This window comes from Paenibacillus sp. FJAT-27812 (assembly GCF_001273905.1).
In the GTDB taxonomy this organism is placed as follows: domain Bacteria; phylum Bacillota; class Bacilli; order Paenibacillales; family Paenibacillaceae; genus Pristimantibacillus.
In genome coordinates this window covers 1312736-1332975 of record NZ_LIGH01000001.1, presented here as the reverse complement: position 1 = coordinate 1332975, position 20240 = coordinate 1312736, and the positions used below count along the sequence as shown (strand labels likewise).

General features: G+C 47.5%; 16 protein-coding genes. 12 read left to right on the top strand and 4 right to left on the bottom strand.

Going from position 1 to position 20240, the window contains the following annotated elements; translation table 11 throughout:
- Positions 1 to 3: 3 nt before the first annotated feature.
- Positions 4 to 1188 carry a carboxylate--amine ligase gene (locus tag ADU23_RS05605; RefSeq protein ID WP_053372844.1) on the bottom strand — a complete coding sequence of 395 codons (1185 nt, stop codon included), beginning with the start codon at positions 1186 to 1188 and terminating at the stop codon, positions 4 to 6.
- 247 nt (positions 1189 to 1435) lie between these two features.
- On the opposite strand from ADU23_RS05605, the gene ADU23_RS05600 reads away from it, so the two are divergent.
- From ADU23_RS05600 to ADU23_RS05565, 8 genes are all read left to right on the top strand, one after another.
- Complete coding sequence (locus ADU23_RS05600; RefSeq protein WP_053372843.1) at positions 1436 to 3061, top strand: cellulase family glycosylhydrolase; 1626 nt, start codon at positions 1436 to 1438, stop codon at positions 3059 to 3061.
- A 244-nt stretch (positions 3062 to 3305) separates the two neighbouring features.
- Entirely contained in the window at positions 3306 to 4241 is a 936-nt protein-coding gene (locus ADU23_RS05595) for an ABC transporter permease (RefSeq protein WP_231637579.1), read from the top strand.
- A gap of 81 nt (positions 4242 to 4322) precedes the next feature.
- Positions 4323 to 5147, top strand: a complete 825-nt coding sequence (locus tag ADU23_RS05590; RefSeq protein ID WP_082198432.1) for a carbohydrate ABC transporter permease — start codon at positions 4323 to 4325, stop codon at positions 5145 to 5147.
- 81 nt (positions 5148 to 5228) lie between these two features.
- Positions 5229 to 6896: an extracellular solute-binding protein gene (locus ADU23_RS05585; protein WP_053372840.1), complete on the top strand. Its 1668-nt coding sequence runs from the start codon at positions 5229 to 5231 to the stop codon at positions 6894 to 6896.
- Positions 6897 to 7018: 122 nt separating this feature from the next.
- Positions 7019 to 8914, top strand: coding sequence for a sensor histidine kinase (locus ADU23_RS05580; RefSeq protein ID WP_231637321.1), 1896 nt, complete (start codon positions 7019 to 7021; stop codon positions 8912 to 8914).
- Entirely contained in the window at positions 8889 to 10481 is a 1593-nt protein-coding gene (locus ADU23_RS05575; protein ID WP_053372838.1) for a response regulator, read from the top strand. Before ADU23_RS05580 ends, ADU23_RS05575 begins: the two co-directional genes overlap by 26 nt.
- A 183-nt stretch (positions 10482 to 10664) precedes the next feature.
- Positions 10665 to 11987, top strand: coding sequence for an IS4 family transposase (locus ADU23_RS05570; RefSeq protein ID WP_053372664.1), 1323 nt, complete (start codon positions 10665 to 10667; stop codon positions 11985 to 11987).
- 251 nt (positions 11988 to 12238) lie between these two features.
- The gene (locus ADU23_RS05565; protein WP_053372837.1) at positions 12239 to 12442 is read left to right on the top strand and encodes a hypothetical protein; all 204 of its coding nucleotides are present in this window, start codon (positions 12239 to 12241) and stop codon (positions 12440 to 12442) included.
- A gap of 67 nt (positions 12443 to 12509) precedes the next feature.
- Here ADU23_RS05565 and ADU23_RS05560 read toward each other — a convergent pair whose 3' ends face one another.
- A complete protein-coding gene (locus tag ADU23_RS05560; protein ID WP_053377483.1) occupies positions 12510 to 12734 on the bottom strand; it encodes a hypothetical protein in 225 nt (74 codons plus the stop codon).
- A gap of 196 nt (positions 12735 to 12930) precedes the next feature.
- Here ADU23_RS05560 and ADU23_RS05555 point away from each other — a divergent pair, with 196 nt between their 5' ends.
- Positions 12931 to 13407 carry a heme-degrading domain-containing protein gene (locus tag ADU23_RS05555; RefSeq protein WP_053372836.1) on the top strand — a complete coding sequence of 159 codons (477 nt, stop codon included), beginning with the start codon at positions 12931 to 12933 and terminating at the stop codon, positions 13405 to 13407.
- Between the two features lie 104 nt (positions 13408 to 13511).
- Here ADU23_RS05555 and mgrA read toward each other — a convergent pair whose 3' ends face one another.
- Positions 13512 to 14507: an L-glyceraldehyde 3-phosphate reductase gene (gene mgrA / locus ADU23_RS05550; protein ID WP_082311011.1), complete on the bottom strand. Its 996-nt coding sequence runs from the start codon at positions 14505 to 14507 to the stop codon at positions 13512 to 13514.
- 28 nt (positions 14508 to 14535) lie between these two features.
- On the bottom strand, positions 14536 to 16044 hold the full coding sequence (locus ADU23_RS05545; protein WP_053372835.1) for a glycoside hydrolase family 18 protein: 1509 nt from the start codon (positions 16042 to 16044) through the stop codon (positions 14536 to 14538).
- Positions 16045 to 16294: 250 nt separating this feature from the next.
- On the opposite strand from ADU23_RS05545, the gene ADU23_RS05540 reads away from it, so the two are divergent.
- From ADU23_RS05540 to ADU23_RS05530, 3 genes are all read left to right on the top strand, one after another.
- Positions 16295 to 17476 carry an ROK family transcriptional regulator gene (locus ADU23_RS05540; RefSeq protein WP_053372834.1) on the top strand — a complete coding sequence of 394 codons (1182 nt, stop codon included), beginning with the start codon at positions 16295 to 16297 and terminating at the stop codon, positions 17474 to 17476.
- Between the two features lie 151 nt (positions 17477 to 17627).
- A complete protein-coding gene (nagZ, locus tag ADU23_RS05535) occupies positions 17628 to 19169 on the top strand; it encodes a beta-N-acetylhexosaminidase (RefSeq protein WP_053372833.1) in 1542 nt (513 codons plus the stop codon).
- 203 nt (positions 19170 to 19372) lie between these two features.
- Entirely contained in the window at positions 19373 to 20239 is an 867-nt protein-coding gene (locus ADU23_RS05530) for an ABC transporter permease (protein ID WP_082198431.1), read from the top strand.
- The last annotated feature ends 1 nt before the right edge of the window (position 20240 follow it).

The window sequence follows — 20240 nt, the reverse complement described above, 5'->3', positions numbered from 1 at the left end:
AGACTAGCGCCCTGCCAGCTTCTTCATTATTTTCTTCCCAATGATGGATGAGAAGTAGAAGGCAGGGGCAGGGTCGCTGATGCTCCAAATCGCCGGTGCTTTTTTGGTGAAATGGGTTTTTACGATCTGCATGATGCCTAGCTGGCCCGCTTTCACATAATCGCGAGAGGAGATAAGATCCTCGAACAGAAAGCAAAAGGCGATGCCGAAGTCCTCTCTAACCGCATGGCTTCCAATCGGCGTTCCGGTAAGCTCCTTATAAGCGAGCAATGGGAAATCAACGCCGCATTTTCGGAGAAGAGGATCCAGCGTAGTCGTTCTAGCATTTATTTCGAGTAAGTAGTACTTCCCCGTCACGGCATCCTTCTTAAATTCAATTTCTGCGAAGCCTTTGTAGCCGATCGCCTCTAGGAAGGGTGCTCCAATGTGATAAAGCTCCTCTACGTATTTTTGCTTCGTAAAGGATGAAGCGCCAAAGTTGATCGGGAACTGCCTTAGCTTTTGGCAGGTGACCCAGTGGGTTACTTTGGAGCTTTGATCCAAGTATGCGTCAAACGTATAAACATGATCGTCGAAGCCGGGAATGATCCGCTGGACAATAACCTCAAGCTTGGCCTGAGCCGACTTCTCGATAGCGCTCCTCATTTCCTCCAAGTTGTTGCATGTAAATATTTTAGCGCGGAATAAGGATACAAAGGACGGAGAGTCCGTTGGCTTCACGATGCATGGAAATCCAATTTCGGCGACGACACGTTCCTCGAACCGCTCCTCGGTTGGACTAATCGATTCTGGTACTATTACACCGTGCTTCGTTGCGAGCATATGAAGAGATTCTTTATTCATGATGCTGCTCCAAAAGCCCTGCTCGGTCATATTGATATGATAGTAGTTTTTGAGCTCATCGAGATTGGCATCAATAAATTCGACATAAGGATCGACGCTTGGGAACAGGACGGGCTTCACTTCCTGTTGTTTGGCGTAGTTGATTAAATAAAGCAATAGCTCTTCCTTCTGCTTCTTGTAATGAGGGACAATGAGTTGCTCGCTTAAATATTTAGACTGAGCGCCGTATGTATTTTCTTTGGAATGATCCATGGCGACCGTATAGATGCCATTCGAGCCTAGACCTCTAATAATGCTCAGCCCTGTATAGAAGTTTGAGCCTAGTATGACGGCTTTATTTTTCAAGAAGGAACACTCGCTTCCATGAATAGATTGGATACTGCAATAAGATTAGCTGCCAGCCTCTAAATATTAGAAAATATATCATGAATTTCCCTTATTATCAAAGAAGGATTCGGATGATCAAAGCTTCTGCTTTCGGTTTTATTCGCCGTATTTCGGATTGCGCACCGCAAGCTATTGTCTTGTGCTATATTTTGATGGAATGCTGGAAGTAGTAAAACAAACCAACATATAAGGAGGCAATCCGATTATGAGCGTGCATAGTGACAATAATGACGTAAGCGGTTTCATTCGAACGGACGGTAAAAAGGTGATTAATGGTGACGGCAAGGAAATTGTGCTGAGAGGCGTAGGCTACGGAAGCTGGCTGCTGCCGGAGGGTTATATGTGGAAGTTCCCGGAAGGCGGCGACCGTCCGCGCAAGATCGAGGCCATGGTAACGGCGTTAATCGGAGAAGAGAAGGCATCGCAGTTCTGGGATACGTACGTGGAGCGTTATGTTGAGGAGATAGATGTCCGTGAAGTCGCACGGCAGGGCTATAACTCGGTGCGGCTTCCGATCAATGCGCGCGGTATTCTGGAGGTCGGAGAAGGCGTGGTCTTTAATGAGAAAAGGCTGGCGCGGATTCACCAAGTGATCGAATGGTGCAGAACCTACAAGCTGTACGTCATATTGGATTTGCACGGAGCGCCGGGCGGGCAGACGGGTGCCAACATCGATGATTCCGAAAATGACCAGCCTGAGCTATTTATCTACCGCAGAAATCAAGAGCTGACGATCGCGATTTGGCGAATGTTCGCGGAGCGCTACAAGGATGATTGGATCATCGCCGGCTACGACCTCTTTAATGAGCCGCTCCCCGATTGGTTCAGCAAATACAATGATCAGGTAGAGCCGCTGTACAAGGAAATTACGGCAGCGATCCGTGAAGTGGACAAGCGCCATATGATTATTATTGAAGGCGTGCACTGGTCAACGGACTGGAGCATATTTACGGATAAGTTTGATGATAATTTGATGCTGCAATTCCATAAGTACTGGAACAATCCCGATACGGAGAGCATCCAGAAGTATTTGGACAAGCGGGAAGAGTGGAATGTGCCGATCTTTATGGGCGAAGGCGGAGAAAATAACGCGCAGTGGTACAGCGGCGCTTTCCAAATGTTCGAGGACCACGATATATCGTGGAATTTCTGGACATGGAAGAAGATGAGCACGTCGAATTCGCCGTACTCGATTCGTATGCCGGAAGGCTGGCATTTGCTGACGGCTTATTTGGAAGGCGGCGCTAAGCCGGACGCGGAGACTGCGGAGCGGATTTTGAATCAATATCTCGACAATCTCAAGCTGGAAAACTGCGACGCATATCCTGAAATATCCCGTTCGCTGCTGCGCCATCTTCCGCTCCAAATTCCTGCCGAGTATTACGGACAGGGCGAAGGAAAGGGCTTCGGCATCGTGCAAAAGAGAGAGAATAAGCTGGAACTGCGGGCGAGCGACGGCGTTCCTATGCGAATGATTACGGGCAAGGCGGAGAAGCCAAGCTATCATTCCGAAGGCGGCAAGCCATGGGCCGAGGATAACACCGTATGCGTAGAGCTGTATGCAGGTGATTGGCTCGCTTACGACGCTTTATGCGTCGAAGCGCGTAAGTACGATCTTCGTGCCAGGCTGCATGCCGCTGAGGGAGAAGCGCTCCTATCCATTGAATGGGAAGGGCATGAGCCGGTAACCCGCGAGGTGAGCGGGGCAGAATGGCAGGAGAGCTTGCTAATGGAGAACGTCGAAGCGGCTAAGGGTGCGGTTCGCGTTATCATTCGCGTTCTGCACGGACAAGTGGATTTGGACTGGATTACATTTTCCTTCGCGGAATAAAGGATGGAACCGATCATGTGATGTTTGGCAGCTTCTGCCGGCATCACATTTTTTTTGTGCCCGAAAAACGGCGTCATCAGCCCAAAACCGAAAAATGGTCACCCGAATACGAAATCTAAAGCCTTACGGGATAAGGGACAACAATCTACAATTAACGTATAGGGTTTGCAAAGGCTTACATCAGATTTTCATCAGCATGGGGGTTATTATTTTGAAGACACAGCTAAGTTCGGCACCAGCTTCCCTGCCTGCTGCGGACGCAAAAGCAGCGAGAAGCAAATGGTTCAAGAAATTGTACAGCCAAAGGCATGTCCAAATTATGGCGCTGCTCGGCGTCATATGGATGATTATATTCAACTATGTCCCAATGTACGGCGTTATCATCGCTTTCAAAGAATTTAATATTGTGAAATCGATCGGTGAAGCGCCTTGGGTGGGCCTCACGCATTTCAAGGAGTTTTTCCAAGACGAGAGCTTCATCGACGTAATGCGAAATACACTCGGCATCAGCTTGATTAAGCTGGCGATCGGCTTTCCATTGCCTATTATTTTTGCTTTGTTTCTTAACGAAATCCGTTCTGTCGGGTTCAAAAAGGCGATTCAGACGATATCCTATTTGCCGCACTTCCTGTCATGGGTTATCCTCGGCGGCATTCTGACAACTTGGCTTGCGGATGTAGGCGTTATCAACAATGTGCTGCTTGCGCTTAATCTCATTAAAGAGCCGATCTCGTATTTGGCAGAGCCAAGCTACTTCTGGAGCATCATCATTACTTCGGATATTTGGAAAGAGCTCGGCTGGTCCGCGATTATCTATCTAGCGGCTATCGCCAGCGTATCGCCGGAATTGTACGAAGCGGCAACCATAGATGGAGCGGGACGTTTTCAGAAAATGTGGTATGTCACTTTGCCAAGCATCAAATCGACGATTTCCATCCTCTTCATTCTTGCTGTAAGCGGAGTGCTTAACTCAAACTTCGACCAGATTCTCGTACTGAGAAACTCCCTGAATGAGAGCGCGAGCAACGTAATCGATATTTATGTTTACCAGACCGGTATGCAGCAAGGACGTTATTCCTATTCGACTGCTGTCGGATTGTTCAAGGCTGTTATCGCACTCATTCTGCTTCTGATTGCTAACCGCGTAACGAAAAAAATGAACGATACATCGCTTTTCTAGAAAAGGAGGAGTCAAGCCGTGTTTAGTATTAAACGTAAAACAAAGGGAGAAGCTTTCTTCGACCTCTTCAATAACTTTGGCATGCTGCTCATTTGCTTCGCAACGTTATATCCGATTTGGTATGTGCTGGTCAACGCCTTCAACGAGGGACAAGACGGCATGCGCGGAGGGATCTACTGGTGGCCGCGGGTTTTCAGCTTCGAGAGCTTTGACGCGGTTTTCCAAAGCACAGGCATTATGACGGCTATGGGCATTACGGTTGCAAAAACCGTGCTTGGAACGTTGATTCACGTGTTTTTTACAGCTATGGTTGCCTTTGCTTTCTCTCGTAAAGGACTTATTGGCGGCAAAATCTATATTCTCTTCGGTACCGTAACGTTGTTTTTTGGCGGCGGCCTGATCCCAACTTACCTGCTTATGAGAGATCTGCATTTGCTCGATAACTTCATGGTCTATATTATCCCGGCGATGTTCAGCTTCTTCGATCTCATCATCTTCATGACCTTCTTCCGGGATATTCCGGATGGCCTTGAGGAAGCAGCCAAAATTGACGGGGCGAATGACTGGTCGATTTTTGTAAGGATTATTCTTCCAGTGTCCATGCCGGTTATCGCGACGATCGCGCTGTTCCACGGCGTATATCAATGGAATGATTATTTCGCCGGCGTTATCTACATGAACAACATGGACCTGCAGCCGGTTCAAACGTACCTGTACCGCGTTGTGGCTCAGTCCAGCTCCAGCCAGATGCTGGCTGCTATTCCTGGGGGCATTGGCAAGTCGGTTACGACACAATCGATCAAGCTGGCTACGATGGTCGTTACAACGCTACCGATCGTCATCGCTTATCCGTTCCTGCAAAAGTATTTTGTCAAAGGGATGATGATCGGTTCGATCAAAGGTTAACCTGCGGCAGTACATTCCGCCCTTTATCGGGCAGAGGATTGCATATATAATAATCATTCATACAGAGAAGGGGAAGACAAAATGAACAAGAAGCCTAAGCTCAAAAATCTATTGATGCTGATGATTGCAACGGTTCTGGTCTTTACAACGGCTTGCTCATCAGGCGGCAACAAAAATGCGAACAAAGAAGAGGGCAACGAAGCGCCAGCTGAGCAAGTGAAGCTTACGCAGGATGATAAAGGCTGGGAAGTCGATAAAACCCCTATTACATTTGACTGGTATATCAACTTTTCCTGGTTCCCTAACAAATGGGGCGTAGATGCTACATCCAAATATATTACGGAAAAAACAGGCGTTAACGTAAACTTTATCGTTCCTGCCGGCAACGAAGCAGAGAAGATGAATACGATGATCGCATCGGGCAGCCTGCCTGACTTTATTACGCTAGGCTGGTACGAAGAAGCGGTTAAGAAAATGATCGAAGGCGATCTTGTGCTTCCGTTGAACGAGCTTGCTGACCAATATGATCCTTACTTCTACAAAGTAACAGATCCGGCTAAGCTTTCGTGGTACAAGCAGGAAGACGGCAATGTATACGGCTATCCTAACTCTTCTTCATCCCCTAAGGATTACGAGAAATTCGGAGACAACATTACGTCAACACAAACGTTCCTAGTGCGCAAGGATATGTACGAAGCGCTTGGAAGCCCGGATATGCGTACGCCGGAAGGTTTCTTGAAGACGCTAGAGGCTGCCAAAAAAATGTACCCTGACGTTAACGGACAACCGCTTATTCCGCTAGGCATGTACGATTTTAACGATACAGGCAATGCGTCGCTGCAGCACTACATTCAAAACTTCCTTGCCATTCCGTACGATAAAGACGGACAGCTTTATGATCGCAACACAGATCCTGAATATGTGAAATGGCTTAAAACGATGCGCCAAGCGAACGAGAACGGCTTGTTGGCAAAAGATATCTTCATCGACAAACGTCCGCAAATGGAAGAGAAAATCGCGCAAGGCCGTTACTTTGCAATGCTGTATTCCAGATCAGACCTTGCCAACCAACAAAATGCGCTATTTGCAAACGACCCGAACTCGATTTACATCGCGGTAGACGGTCCTGCTAATGCGAACTTGGATCAGCCGACACTGGCTGGACCATCGATTTCCGGTTGGACGGTTACATTGATCTCCAAAAACGTAAAAGACAAAGCACGCGCGATTCGTTTCCTAGACTATTTGATCTCTGAAGAAGGCCAGCATGATACGTTCTTCGGCAAACAAGGCGTAACTTGGGATAACATCGATGGCAAGGATCAGTTCCTGCCGGAGGCGCTTAATCTATTGAACACAGACCGTGGCGCTTTCGACAAGCAGCTAGGGGCATCCCATACGTTCTGGATGATGATGGACACGAACCTGACGCCAATTTGGTCGCCTCCTGCTGTTGAGCCATTCAAGCAATTGGAAGACTGGACACGCGGCAAAGCGAAGAGCTTGTCGGAGTTTGACCAGCTGAATCCGACAGGCACATCGGAAGAAGGCATTATGAATACGAAAATCGATCAAGAGTTCGGCAAAGTGCTTCCGAAGCTAGTGCTTGCCAAATCCGATGCGGAATTCGATAAGATTTGGAACGAGTTTCTGAAAAAACGCGAATCTCTTGGTTTCAGTAAAGTACAAGCTTATAAACAAAAGCAATACGAAATTAACGTAGCGAAATTGGCTGAAGCGACGAAGTAACGCGTAACGAAAGGTACTCCAGAACCGGAAACGGACTGGAGTGCTTTTTGTTGCATAGAGGAATGTTAACACAGAATGATATACGGAGCGGAAGTGAGTAAATAATGGGCAGGAAGTTTCGGTTGTACCTTCAATCTTTTTCGAATTGGCTGGGCCGCAGATCCATGCAGAGCCGTTTGGTAGCCGCATATATCGTTATTCTGTTAATTCCAAGCATCGTGGTATCCAATTATCTCTTCAGCCAAATTAGGGATAGTTATACCAATGACACCTTGAAACAGGGTCAGTACTTGCTTGAGATGGAAAAAATAAATATTTTGAATCAGATTGAAGCCATGGAGCTTGCCGCCCAGCTCACGATATCGGATTCTGATGTTTTAGAATATATCTCCACGAAGGAAGAGCTGCCTATTCAGGAGCTGCTTGATTTGTACCGGGGGCCTCTTACCGATATGATCAATATTCAAATCAATAATCCGAATATCGCCCATCTGCGGCTTTATGCGAACAATGAGCATATTTCGGAAATTTGGCCGATTATTTTTCATGAGCGCCGTATCCAAAACGAGCCTTGGTTCTCTAAGCTGAATCAATTGGATGGCAAGGAGCTTTGGACGTTCAAGGATAAGGACTTTGATATTTTGCGCCGTTATGTGACCGATGTGAATGACCAAATGCCGAAGGTCTCGCTGGTGCGCGTCGTACATGCCGGGAGCAAGCGTATTGGCATCATCCAAGTGGAAATGCTGCTGAAGCAGTTTTCGCCCAAAGCTTTTGCCAATATTAAGGACGAGGGCTCGCAGATGATGCTTGCTGACAGCAGCGGGGCTATCTATCTGGACGACAACCAGCCGTTTGCCGGCCACAATCCGGAGCTTCGCGAAGCGATTGAGCAGCAATTCGCCGATATGAACGTGCGCGGATTACACGAGAAACGTTTCATCGTGAATAAGCATCCTTATCTGCTCGTCTCGACGCCAATTGAGCAGGCAGATGCCCATATTCTGAATGTCGTGTCCTTGCAGACCGCGCATGAGCGCATATCTACAGCGGAGAAGCAGATCATTGCGGCAAACCTTATATTGATCGGCCTTCTTTCGATTATTACGTATATGATGAATTCCTTTATTCTCAAAAACCTAAGCCGCCTGACGGAGGCGATGAAGAAGGTGAGAAGAGGGGAAATGCCTACCGGGCTGCCGCTCGGCGGAGGCGGGGAGATCGGGGAGCTTGCCCATCATTTCAACAAATTAATTCATACCATTAACGAATTGATTGCACAGGGCGTGAAGAAGCAAGCGCTGACGAAAGAGGCTGAGCTGCGCACGCTGCATAGCCAGATCGATTCTCACTTTTTGTACAATACGCTTGAGAATATTAAGATGCTGGCAGAGATGGAGAATCAGCGGACGATATCCGATTCGCTCACATCGCTCGGCGGAATGATGCGCTATAATTTCAAATGGTCAGGCGAGTATGTCAGCTTGCGGGATGAGATTCGGCATATTCAAAATTATATTGCGGTTATGAATATCCGCTTCGACGAGCCAATCCAGCTTGAGCTGCGCATTCCCCCGAAGCTGCTGGAGATCGAGGTGCTTAAGATGTCTCTGCAGCCGATCATTGAAAATGCGGTTAAGCATGCTTGGCTTGGGGTGGAAGAGGGCAAGAGTACCATCATTATTGATGTCTCGGAGAATGAGGATGCAGGCGTGATCATTACGTTGAGAGATAACGGCATGGGGATTGAGGCGGGACGCCTAGAGCGATTAAATGAAATGATTCATGCCGAAAATTGGAACAACGCTCTTACGGACGAGCAGGTTAAAAACGGGAAGCAGGCGTTCGGAATCGGCCTGCGCAACGTTCATCAGCGCATTCGGCTTTATTATGGAAAGCAATATGGATTACAGGTGCACAGCAGAGAAGGGCAATTCACAGAGGTGGTTATTACTCTTCCAAAGGTGCTGTTAATGGGGAGGGGGTCTGGCAATGAGGAAAATGCTAATCGTCGATGACGAGAAAAATATCCGCTTAGGGCTCAAAACCATGATTGAAAGAGAGTTTCCGGAATTATACGATATTCGGACAGCCATACATGGCGAAGATGCTCTAACACAATATCATCATGAACGGGCGGATATCGTCATTACAGACATTCGCATGCCAATAATGGACGGCATTGAGCTGATTAAACGGATCACCAAGGAGGCCGAGCCAGAGCAGAAGCCGATATTTATCATACTAAGCGGGTATGATGATTTTGCTTATGCAAAGGCCGCTATCGAATATCAGGTTAAAGATTACTTATTAAAGCCTATACGGCGGGACGAGCTGTTTGAGTCGCTGCGCAAAAGCGAGAATACGCTGCAAGCGCAGGCTGAATTAGCCGAGAGAGTGGCTGTGAGCGATACGTACCGAGAACAGCTGCGCATCAATCTGCTGAAGGAATGGTTTAGGCAAGACGAGCCCTCTTTTGACGGCATGGCCGAGCTTGAGTCCAAAATCAGGTTCGATCAGATGACGCTGCCGTTTACCGTTGCCGTCTTGAACTATAAATCAGAGAGCGGCGACTCCATGAACAAAGAAGAGTTTAAGCTGCTCGTAGAGAAGATGCTTGAGCCGATGAACGGGGCTTTGGATGTCTCTTTCCTAGATAGCGAGAGCAAGCTTGTTCTAATTGGAAGTCCCGCGCTGCAGTTCGAAGAATTGTTCAAGCAGGCAGGCGTCAGGGAGCTTGATGGGCTTCGCATGGGGGTCAGTGCGGAGGGCAATGAAATCGAGGAACTGTTTCATTGCTACAAGCAGGCATCGGAAGCGCTGCAATACTCGTTCCTGTACTCGAATTGCCGGATGCTGCGGCATGAGGACATCCGGGCGAAACGGCGGGACTACAAGGTGCCGGATGAGGAGATTCGCAAGCTTGGAAATATGCTGGGAACCGACCGGGAGCGGGAGGTGCAGGAGCTGTTGAAGCTGATCTTCCATACAGAGGACTTGCCTAACGTTGATATCCATTACTTGCGGCTTGTCGGGAAACGGATTAACGAGCAGGTGCTGGATGAGGTATTTCGTATTTACGGCGAGGAGTCGATCGAAGTGCTGAAGCTGTACCGCAAAGTAGGCAATATGGATAACTTCCGCAGCTTCCATGACTATTACAGAAGCTTGGAGCTGCTGCTGCTGAGCGTGAATGATTATATTAGAGGCATCCGTTCCGCATACAGCGAGCATTCGGAGATTAAGGCGGCTGTTGCCTATATCGAACAAAATTATTACAGGCCGCTCAATATGGCAGTCGTAAGCAATTATGTCGGCTTGAACTACTCCTACTTCAGCGAAGCGTTCAAAGCCCATTCAGGCGAGAGCTTTGTGCTGTTCCTGAAAAAAGTGCGTATTCGCAAGGGCAAGGAGCTGCTGCTCGAAGGGAATCAGAAGATGCAGGAGATAGGAAGCGCGATCGGCTTTGAGAACAGCAAGCAGTTTTCCCGCGTGTTCAAGGAGCTGGAAGGAATCTCGCCGCAGGAATATCGGATTAAGGTTAGATCGGACGCGAGTCAAGGGCAAGCGAGCATAAAGGAATGAGGAGAAGAGGAGCCCCCAGGCTCCCAATGTCATTAAGATAAGGCGCAGGGCCAAAAATCAAAAAAAGAGCAAGGCTATCGAAAAGATAACCTGCTCTTTTTTTGTACAAAAATGTGAATAGGACTTGACAGATAGAAGGAATTGTGTGGCGAAGCCCCTTGAAAAAACGAGGAGGTTACGCCAATGGATACTTACGCAAATTCATTAAAAAAAACGCTGACATCCCTCATACAAGAAATGTCAGCCGCACCAGCACCTTATGTCAAAAACCCTGAAAAGGATTTTACCCGAAAGAAAAAGCTTCCCTTTGAAACAGTTATGCAACTCCTGATCTCCATGGGGGGCAACAGCCTATATAAGGAACTCTTGGAATCACAAGGCTATGATGTAAACACCGCAACCGCTTCAGCTTTTGTCCAACAGAGGAATAAAATTCTGCCATCTGCTGTGGAATTCTTGTTTCATGAATTTACAGAGTCGCATACGGATATCAAGGACTATCGCGGGTATCGATTACTTGCCGTTGACGGTTCGGATTTGCATATCGCAACGGACCCTGCGGACAAGGATACCTATTTTCAAAGTCAACCGAACACGAAAGGTTATAATCTTCTGCATTTGAATACAGCCTATGACCTCTGCAACAGACTCTACGTGGATGCGATTGTTCAGCCACGAAGGTTGTGCAACGAGGGAAGGGCGCTGGCTGCGATGGTTGACCGTTCTCCCATCAAGGGCAAAACGATTGTGGTTGCTGATCGAGGTTATGAAAGTTACAACAATTTCGCGCATATTGAACGCAAAGGGTGGAACTACGTCATACGAGTAAAGGATTTGGATTCCAATGGTATTCTTTCGGGCTTGCGTTTGCCCGCTAGCGGAGCGTTTGATATTGACGTTCATCTAACACTCACTAAAAAACAAACCAAAGAGATCAAGGCTCATCCCGAAATGTACAAATTCGTCCCTTCCACGTCTACCTTTGATTTTTTGGATGTGCAAGATAATTTGTATTACCCAATTTCCTTTCGGGTTGTTCGTTTCATCCTGCCCAGTGGCGGTTATGAAACCGTCATTACGAATCTTTTTGCCGCTGATTTCCCACCGAATGAAATCAAGTCCATTTATAACATGCGATGGGGCATTGAGACCTCTTTCCGGGCATTAAAATACACTGTCGGTCTGACTAGTTTTCACGCAAAAAAGCAAGAGTTCATCGTCCAAGAGATTTTCGCAAGAATGATCATGTACAATTTCGCTGAAATGATGACCTCGCACGTCGTCATTTCGCAAATGGATAAACGGCACGCCTACCAAGTCAACTTCACGGTTGCCGTTCATGTTTGTAGACATTTCTTGTGGTTACGCGACGATGAACTCCTGCCCGATGTTGAAGCACTGATTCGAAAAAACATTTTGCCGATTCGACCCATTCGCCCAGGTCAGAAGAATACACGCAAAATCCGTTATAAATCAGCGGTTAGCTTCGTTTACAGAGTAGCATAATTCGGTTCACTTGAACATTTTTTAAGCGGATATTGTATCCGCTTTGTTTGCTGTACGCTTTTTTACTTGGTTGAACTAAAAAACAAACGGCATAGGGCTTCTCCCCATGCCGTTTCGAATTCCGCTTTATTTCCGGTTTTGTCTTTTAGCTTAACTTAATGACATTGCCCAGGCTCCTCTTTTTTTCTTTATTGTTATGTTCGGGCCTGATTAGGGTACTAATACTTATAAGCGAAGGGAGCTGTTGAACCATGTTAATTGATGATTATATGCCGGAAGACATTCTAGAGGTTAATCCGAATAATGAACCGGAGATCATACCGCCAGCATCGCCGGAGGTTAAGCCTGTGCAGCCCGTCCCGGAAATTGTTCCGCAGAGGACACCCGAGATCAAACCGGACGTGATCCCTGAGATCAAGCCGGACATTCCGCCAGAGGTTCCGCCGAAGGAATGAAACAAAAAAACGAGCCGCCAACGCTTTTCTCTTGGGCGGTTCGTTTTTCTTTGCGCATAGGAGGAGTTTAGAAGAATGGTCCCGGCATAGCGCACCCAGGGAAAGCATTAATATCTTGAACCATATTGAAAGGGTATTGCTTTGTGGCGAATTGGCTTTGATACAAATATTCCTGCAATACCACATTGCCCCCGCTGACGCTGCATAATACCCCCGTTACACCTTGCCCGTTCGTAAGCGATACACCCACTGGCTGGCCGACGAGTCCTACAGCCTTCGAATACCATGGCATTTGAAGCATAATCTATTCACCTCCGTTGCCACCATTGTATGTGGGGCAATCGCGTAACGTACTTTTAAACTAGCAGAGCTGTGTACTGCTTAAACAAATGAGCTGGAAAATAATGCTTGACGCGAGCAGCTCTGATTCGATATATTTTGTACAGTGTACGAATTAATTATTTTGAAGAGAAAAGAGTGATTGAAGGATGACAGAGACAGAAGCGTTATTGGCACAATTGAAAAAAGAGGAAGCGGTTTTAACTTTTGAAAGCTTTACGAATGAAACGGCTTTGCAATTGGGGGCGAAGCTCGTCGAGACGGCGCTAGAGAGCAAGCTGCCGGTCACAATCGATATATCCAGAGGCGAGCTGCAGCTATTTCGCGCGGCATTGCCGCAGGCTACAAAAGACGCCGATAGCTGGATCATTAGAAAAAATCGGGTAGTGAATCAATTTTTCCAAAGCTCTTATTTGATCGGTACAAGAATGAAATTGCTGAACATGACGATGCAAGAGTTCGCGCTGCTGGACCCGATGCATTACGCGGCGAACGGCGGGGCTTTTCCGATCGTGGTAGATAACGCAGGATTTATTGGAACCATAACGGTAGCGGGCCTCTCGGAACAAGAAGATCATGAGCTGGTCATTTCGGTGCTAAAGACGTTTTTGAACAAGGAAGTGTAAGGAACTCGTAAAAAAGGGGCTGTCTCTTAAGGTCTATGACCCTTTGAGACAGCCCTTCTTATTGCTGCGCTAGCGAATAATAGCGGTAAGCGATTTTACATAAATTATTCCGCTTTTAAAATGCGATCAATGGCATCCAATTCGCTCTGCGTGAACGCCAGATTGTTAAGTGCCGCCACGTTTTCTTCGATTTGGCTTACTCTGCTTGCGCCTACCAGCGCGGAGGTGACCCGGTTGCCGCGCAGCACCCATGCGATCGCCATTTGCGCCAACGATTGCTCTCTTGAGGCAGCAATATCATTCAATTGGCGAGTCTTATTGAGGACATCCTCCGTAATATGCTCCGGCTTCAGGAAACGGATGCCGCTGCCTGCTCTGGAGTCGGCCGGAATGCCTGTCAGGTACTTATTCGTGAGAATGCCTTGCGCAAGAGGGAAAAACGCAATGCTGCCTACGCCTTTATCCTCAAGCAAGTCGAGCAGCCCGTCTTCAATGGTGCGATCAAGCATGGAGTACGAAGGCTGATGGATTAAACAAGGCGTGCCGAGCTTATTCAGCGCTTCAATCGCAGCTTTGGACTCTGCTTCATCATAGGAGGAGATGCCTACGTACAACGCTTTTCCTTGTCGAACAAGCAAATCCAGCGCACCCATCGTTTCCTCGATCGGCGTGTTAGGGTCCGGTCTGTGATGATAGTAGATGTCCACATAATCTAGCCCTAAACGCTTCAAGCTTTGGTCAAGACTTGCGACTAAATATTTTTTGGAGCCCTCATCCCCGTAAGGACCTGGCCACATGTCCCAGCCGGCTTTCGTGGAGATAATCGTCTCATCACGATGGGAAGCAAAGTCCAGCTTTAATATTTTGCCGAGTGTTTCCTCCGAAGAACCGCCCGGCCAGCCGTAGTTGTTGGCAACGTCAAAGTGGGTGATTCCTAAATCAAACGCACGGCGGACCATTTCACGGCTGTTGTTGAAAACATAGCCGTCGCCGAAATTATGCCATAGGCCGAGTGAAATAGCTGGAAGCTTCAGGCCGCTTTTGCCGCATCTGTTGTATTTCATGTTCTCGTATCTTTGCTCGCTAGGTTGATAATTCAATGGTAGTGCCTCCTAGAATCAATTATATTTAAGGTGTTCCATTAATCCAGTAGTCGGTAAATTGCTGCGTTTCGGTAGCATTATTCATGGATTCATTAAACCACCAAACGCCGGAGCCTGCGACGCGTGCGCCTGCCAAGATCGCATCATTGACGGCAACGGAATGATTTTGCGCGTTTTCGTAGCTTTTGTGGTAGTCCGTCAGCGTGTAAATGCCGGGTCCGAGCGGTATAAAGGCACAAGTAGCAGGAAGCGCGTTGCTGATTCTAATCGTGTTCTCTTTGATAGCCAGCTTATAGTTGGTAGCGTTCGTAGTGGAAGGATTCGCAGGATAAGCGGGAGCGCTCAGATCCGCCGTATCGTAATCCATCATGACGATCATATCCAGCAATGCGCCGAATTGGGCAATTTCATTGTCCGGCATATAATCCGAGAAAGGATTGCCATCAATAGAAAGATGCTTGTTAGCGCCAATTGCTGTTCTTACTTTTGTAATCAGCTGCCGATAATCGGTGCTTGCTGTACCTGGGCTAACAGGCTCGAAGTCCAAATTGATGCCGTCAAGGCCATAATAATTGACAAGAAATGCGCAATGCGCGGCAATATTGTCATGCATCGTTGCTTTGGACACAGCAGGCGTATGCAGAACATTGTTTTTATCCGTGTAGGGTACAGCTTGAACATGAAGCGACTTGTTGCCGTTAACGACGCCGATCAATTTCATGTCGGGGGCGTACTGCCTCGATTTGTTCACCCAGTTCTCAAGCTCGTCATACGAATACCAGCTCATAGATCCGTCGATAGGCTGACCGTTTACATCATCGTATTGTCCGGTCGTGTTGTCCCTGTCGAAGAAGCCAGCGTCGATCATTTGATAGTTGATTTTAAAGGTGTTCATTTTGGTGATCACATCTTGGATGAACGTATTCGTTTGGGGCGACATCACCCATTCCGGATTCGTAAAGGTAACGTTGTTCTCGCGATAGGAATTGTCTACGGTCCAAGCCTGTGCCTCTACATAGTGGTTGTAGGCGTTGGTGTAGCTGCCGTTGGAGTAGATTCTTAGGTATCTTGCTTTAACCGGATTAAAGGTGATGGTCTTGCCGGCAGCGGACTCCGCGTATTCGGCATCGGTGCCTGCGCCTTGGCTTGAGCTGTTGTCGGCATCATTGTTGAATACGGTAGTGGAGCTGCTGAAAGCGGCGTTTTCTGACAGCTTAACGACAACATCCTTGTAGGTCCGGCCATCCGCGTAGTAATGCCAGAGCAAAACCTTGTTTAGGTAGTAGCTCGCGCCAAAATCGATCTGGATGTATTTCTTTCCTGTACCAGCCTCGGTGAACGAATTGCTGTTGTTGCTGACCCCATCGGTAAGTAGCGATGCATTCACCAGCGTGGCGTTGGAAGTTGCCGTTTTTCCTGCTGCAACATTTTGGGCTGCTGCGGCGCTTGCTCTTTGATCCCCGATTAGACCGGTAGCGAAGAGCGCTACGGCTATCGTCGTAATGAGAATGGAGCGGAACGAACCTTTTTTCATAAATGTCCTCCTTTAATTTGTAATCAGCGTACCCCCATTAATTAATAAGCACACTGTACTAATTAATAAAGTAATCGATTTTTCTTTTAATTGTCAACCCTAAAATAACGCTTACTTGCTGCCCATATGATTGGGATAGGTTGAAATTTTGAGAGTTTGTGGATATTATTAAAGAGTCCTTATTAATTATGAACACTTAGAATGCAATTTAAAAAGCGAATAATCTTTATCTTGAAAGGAAAATGAACGTATGATGGCTCAAAAAGGCAATTTGCAATTGATGAAAAAAATTAACTGTTCACTCATCCTTCATATGCTGCTTAGGGAAGGAAGCCTTTCCCGAGCTGAAATAGCTCAGAGATCAAAACTGAGTGCAACTACCGTATCCTCTCTGGTCGATGAATTGATTAAGCAGGACTTAATCGACGAGGTTGGCGAGAAGTCATCTCCAGGCGCAGGCCGAAGAGCGATCGCCTTAGAAATCAGCCGTGATAAAGGTTACATCATAGGGATCGCCCTAGGCAACAATTACTTCCGGTGCGCGCTCTTGAACTTCAGGAACGAAATCGTTTATGAGTTTACCGAGCCGGTTGTTAAAGGAAACGGAGAGGTTTTGGACTTCATGGTTGCCGCGATAAACCGGCTGCTGGAGTCCGGCATCATCAAAGATCCTTTGCAGGTAAAAGGGGTAGCCGTTTCAACGCCCGGCGTCATTGACGATCAGGGGGAAGTTATCGTCCGGTCGACGTTCCTGCGAATCGATAATCTGGAGATCAAGAGAATGCTCCGCAGAGAATTCGATTATCCGGTCGTTGTAGTGAATGACTTGAAGGCTGCCGCTTTCGCTGAGTATTTTGTAGGCAACATTAGAACGGATAATTTGTTATTCCTCTCCATAGATTCAGGTATCGGCATGGGCATGGTCATTGACGGCAAGGTCTATTCCGGCTACAAAGGGCTGGCTGGCGAGATTGGGCATATGCTTATTGATCCCGACGGTCAGCGCTGCGAGGATTGTGGCCAAAACGGCTGCATCGCAATGGTGTTGACGGAGCCTGCCGTTCTGGCAAGGGCAGAGGAAGTCGCGCGGCTGAAGAAGGTAGACAACGTTCCGAAGACGTTCGATGAATTGCTTGAGAGGTATGAAGCCGGAGAAGAGCTTGGCGAAGAGGTTCTAACTAAAGTGAGCTCCTTGCTCGTAAATACATTGTCGGTATTCATTAACTTTTTCAGTCCGGAGCTTATCGTGCTGCATGGCTGGATGTGCCATTCGAATAAGTTCATGAACCAATTAAAAAAGGGACTCTCGACATTCCCTTTCCCGCTGCCGTTCGAGGAGAAACGGGTGGTGCCAGCAACTTTTGAAGAGCGAAACTTCATCATCGGGGCGTCTACGCTTATGCTTCACAAGGTATTCGAGGATTATTTTTGACTAAAATGGAGCTGTTTTCAAGGGGGGAAATGACCCTGAAGACAGCTCCGTTTTTTTTGTTTGACAACGATTTAAGTTGGTTGTATATTTAATTTGTAAAGTGTACGAATTAAATATTTAGGTGTGCCGCATCTATTGATTTGGAAGGGGAATGCAAGTGAAGGCACTGTCCTTGGAAGAAAAAGTGGGGCTAATGTGCGTGGTAGGAATGCCGTCAAATCAAGTGGACGAGGAAGTCATGGAGACATTGTCCCGCAACCATTTTGGTGGACTTGGACTCTTCCCGCATAACTTCGAAAATGAAAAGCAGCTTAAGAAAATCATTTCCGATCTGAATCAGAGGGCTGGAACCGATCACGAGACACCAGAACCATTCATGATTGCAATTGACGAAGAGGGTGGCTCTCTGGCGAATTTTACGGAATTTTATACGGATGTGCCCGGCAATCGAGCCATTGGTCTGGCGAACGATCCATTGCTCGCTTATGCGAGCGGAAGGTTAATCGGGAGCCAGCTATACGAGCTAGGCTTCATGATGGATTGGGCACCGGTGCTCGATGTTAATTCCAATCCGCTTAACCCGGTTATTGGCGTACGCTCATTTGGCGAAGATGCCAGTCAAGTAGCAGCATACGGCGCGGCTTTCGTAAAGGGGATGAGAGAGTCTGGGATGGTATGTACAGCCAAGCATTTTCCGGGTCACGGTGATGTAGATGCTGATTCGCATGTTGAGCTGCCTACCTGCCATTTGACGCTGGAGCAGTTATATGCAGAGACGCTGGAGCCCTTCAAGGCGGCGATAGAAGCAGGAATCGGCGCGATCATGACTGCGCACATCGTATTTCCGAATATCCCGCAATCGCATCATATGCCGGCTTCACTTTCACCGTTTTTTGTTACTCATCTATTAAGGGAAAAGCTGGCTTTTGAAGGCGTGATCTGTACGGACGATATTGAAATGCATGCGATCAAGAACAACTTTGATCCTTCAGAAATCGGCGTGCTTGCCGTATTGGCGGGAAATGACCAGATCATTATGTGCCATACGCGGGATTTTCAAGAGAAAGTATACTTAGGCATTTTGAATGCGGTTCTGGCGGGCGTGATTTCGGAAGAGAGAATCGACCAATCCGTTGAACGCATTCGGGTTTTGCAAAATAAGATGAAGCAGTATCGCAAGCAAGCGAATGTCATTCCAAGGTCCCTGTGGGAGATCCATGCTGCCCGGATCGCTGAAGCATCAATCGTCGTCGATCGTGATCCGGCGAGCCTGCTTCCGCTTAAACAGCTCAAATACGTGATGTTCGTGCCGGAGATGGAGCGGCTTACACAAGCGGACACGACCTTCAATAAGCCATTTAAGCTGGACAGCTATTTGAAGGAAAAGGGCATCCAGGTGGAGACGGTATACACCTCTATGAATCCGACGGAGTCGGAGCAAGAGGAGGCAGAGAGGAAGATCCGGTCAGCCGATGCGGTTCTCCAAGTGACAAGGAATGCCCATATCTTCAAAAACCAGCTGTCGCTGGCTCGCCTATGCGCCGCTTCTAAGCCTCATGTGTGCCTTGTTTTACGAAATCCTTATGATGCCGCTGAGCTGCCGGATGCGAGCTCGGTCGTTCTGATTTGTTCCTCAGGAGACGAGAGCATGAAGGCATTTGCCCGGAAATTTACCGGCATAGCGGTTAGTTGAACAAACAGGGAGCAGATATCGGATTGCTAAAATGACATTTTTGCTCTAATAAACGTTTTAATTAATAAGGACACAGTACGAAATAAACTATTCCGACTCGACTAAAGCTAGAGACAAAATACTCGGCTAGTTGGAAAACGTTTATTTTCGGTGAAGGGGGAGCGCATTTGATCAGGCGATTGATCAAGCAGTGGGATATTCAAATGATGGTGGTTCCGGCAATTTTGTTTATCATTGTTTTCAACTATATCCCGATGTACGGAACGTTGATGGCTTTTCAGGATTACAACATTTTTAAAGGTTTTTGGAATAGCCCTTGGGTAGGGTTTAAGCATTTTCAAATGTTTTTTCATTCTCCGGATTACTGGACCGTTATGCGCAATACGATCGTGATCAGCGTGCTAAAGCTTGTTGCCGGCTTTCCGGCCCCGATTCTGCTCGCGCTTATGCTGAACGAGGTTCGCAAGGCAGCCTTTAAGCGGATCGTGCAAACGATCAGCTACTTGCCTCATTTTATGTCATGGGTCATTGTCGCCGGGTTCACGATGTCCATGCTCTCAACGGATAACGGAAGCCTCAACATACTGCTGCAATCGCTTCATCTGATTGATGAACCGATCAATTGGCTTTCGACATCGGACTATTTCTGGGGAATATTGATCAGCACGAACATCTGGAAAGAGATCGGATTTGCTTCCATCATTTATTTGGCGGCAATCGCAGGGGTAAACCCCGATATGTACGAAGCCGCCTCAATCGACGGGGCCAGCAGGATTAAGCAAATCTTTCTTATTACGATTCCTTCGATTATGCCGGTTATTATCATCTTCATGATACTGGCGGTCGGCAATCTCCTTACAGCCGGCTTCGAGGATATATTGCTGCTGGCATCCAATCCGGCGCTAAGAGATGTTTCGGACGTTCTGGATACTTACGTGTACCGTGTCGGGATCAAAAGCTCAAGATTTTCATACGCCACGGCGGTCGGATTGTTTAAAGCGATTATCAGCATCGGCTTGCTGACCATGGCTAATCTAATTGCCCGCAGGTCAGGGAACAGCCTGTGGTAGA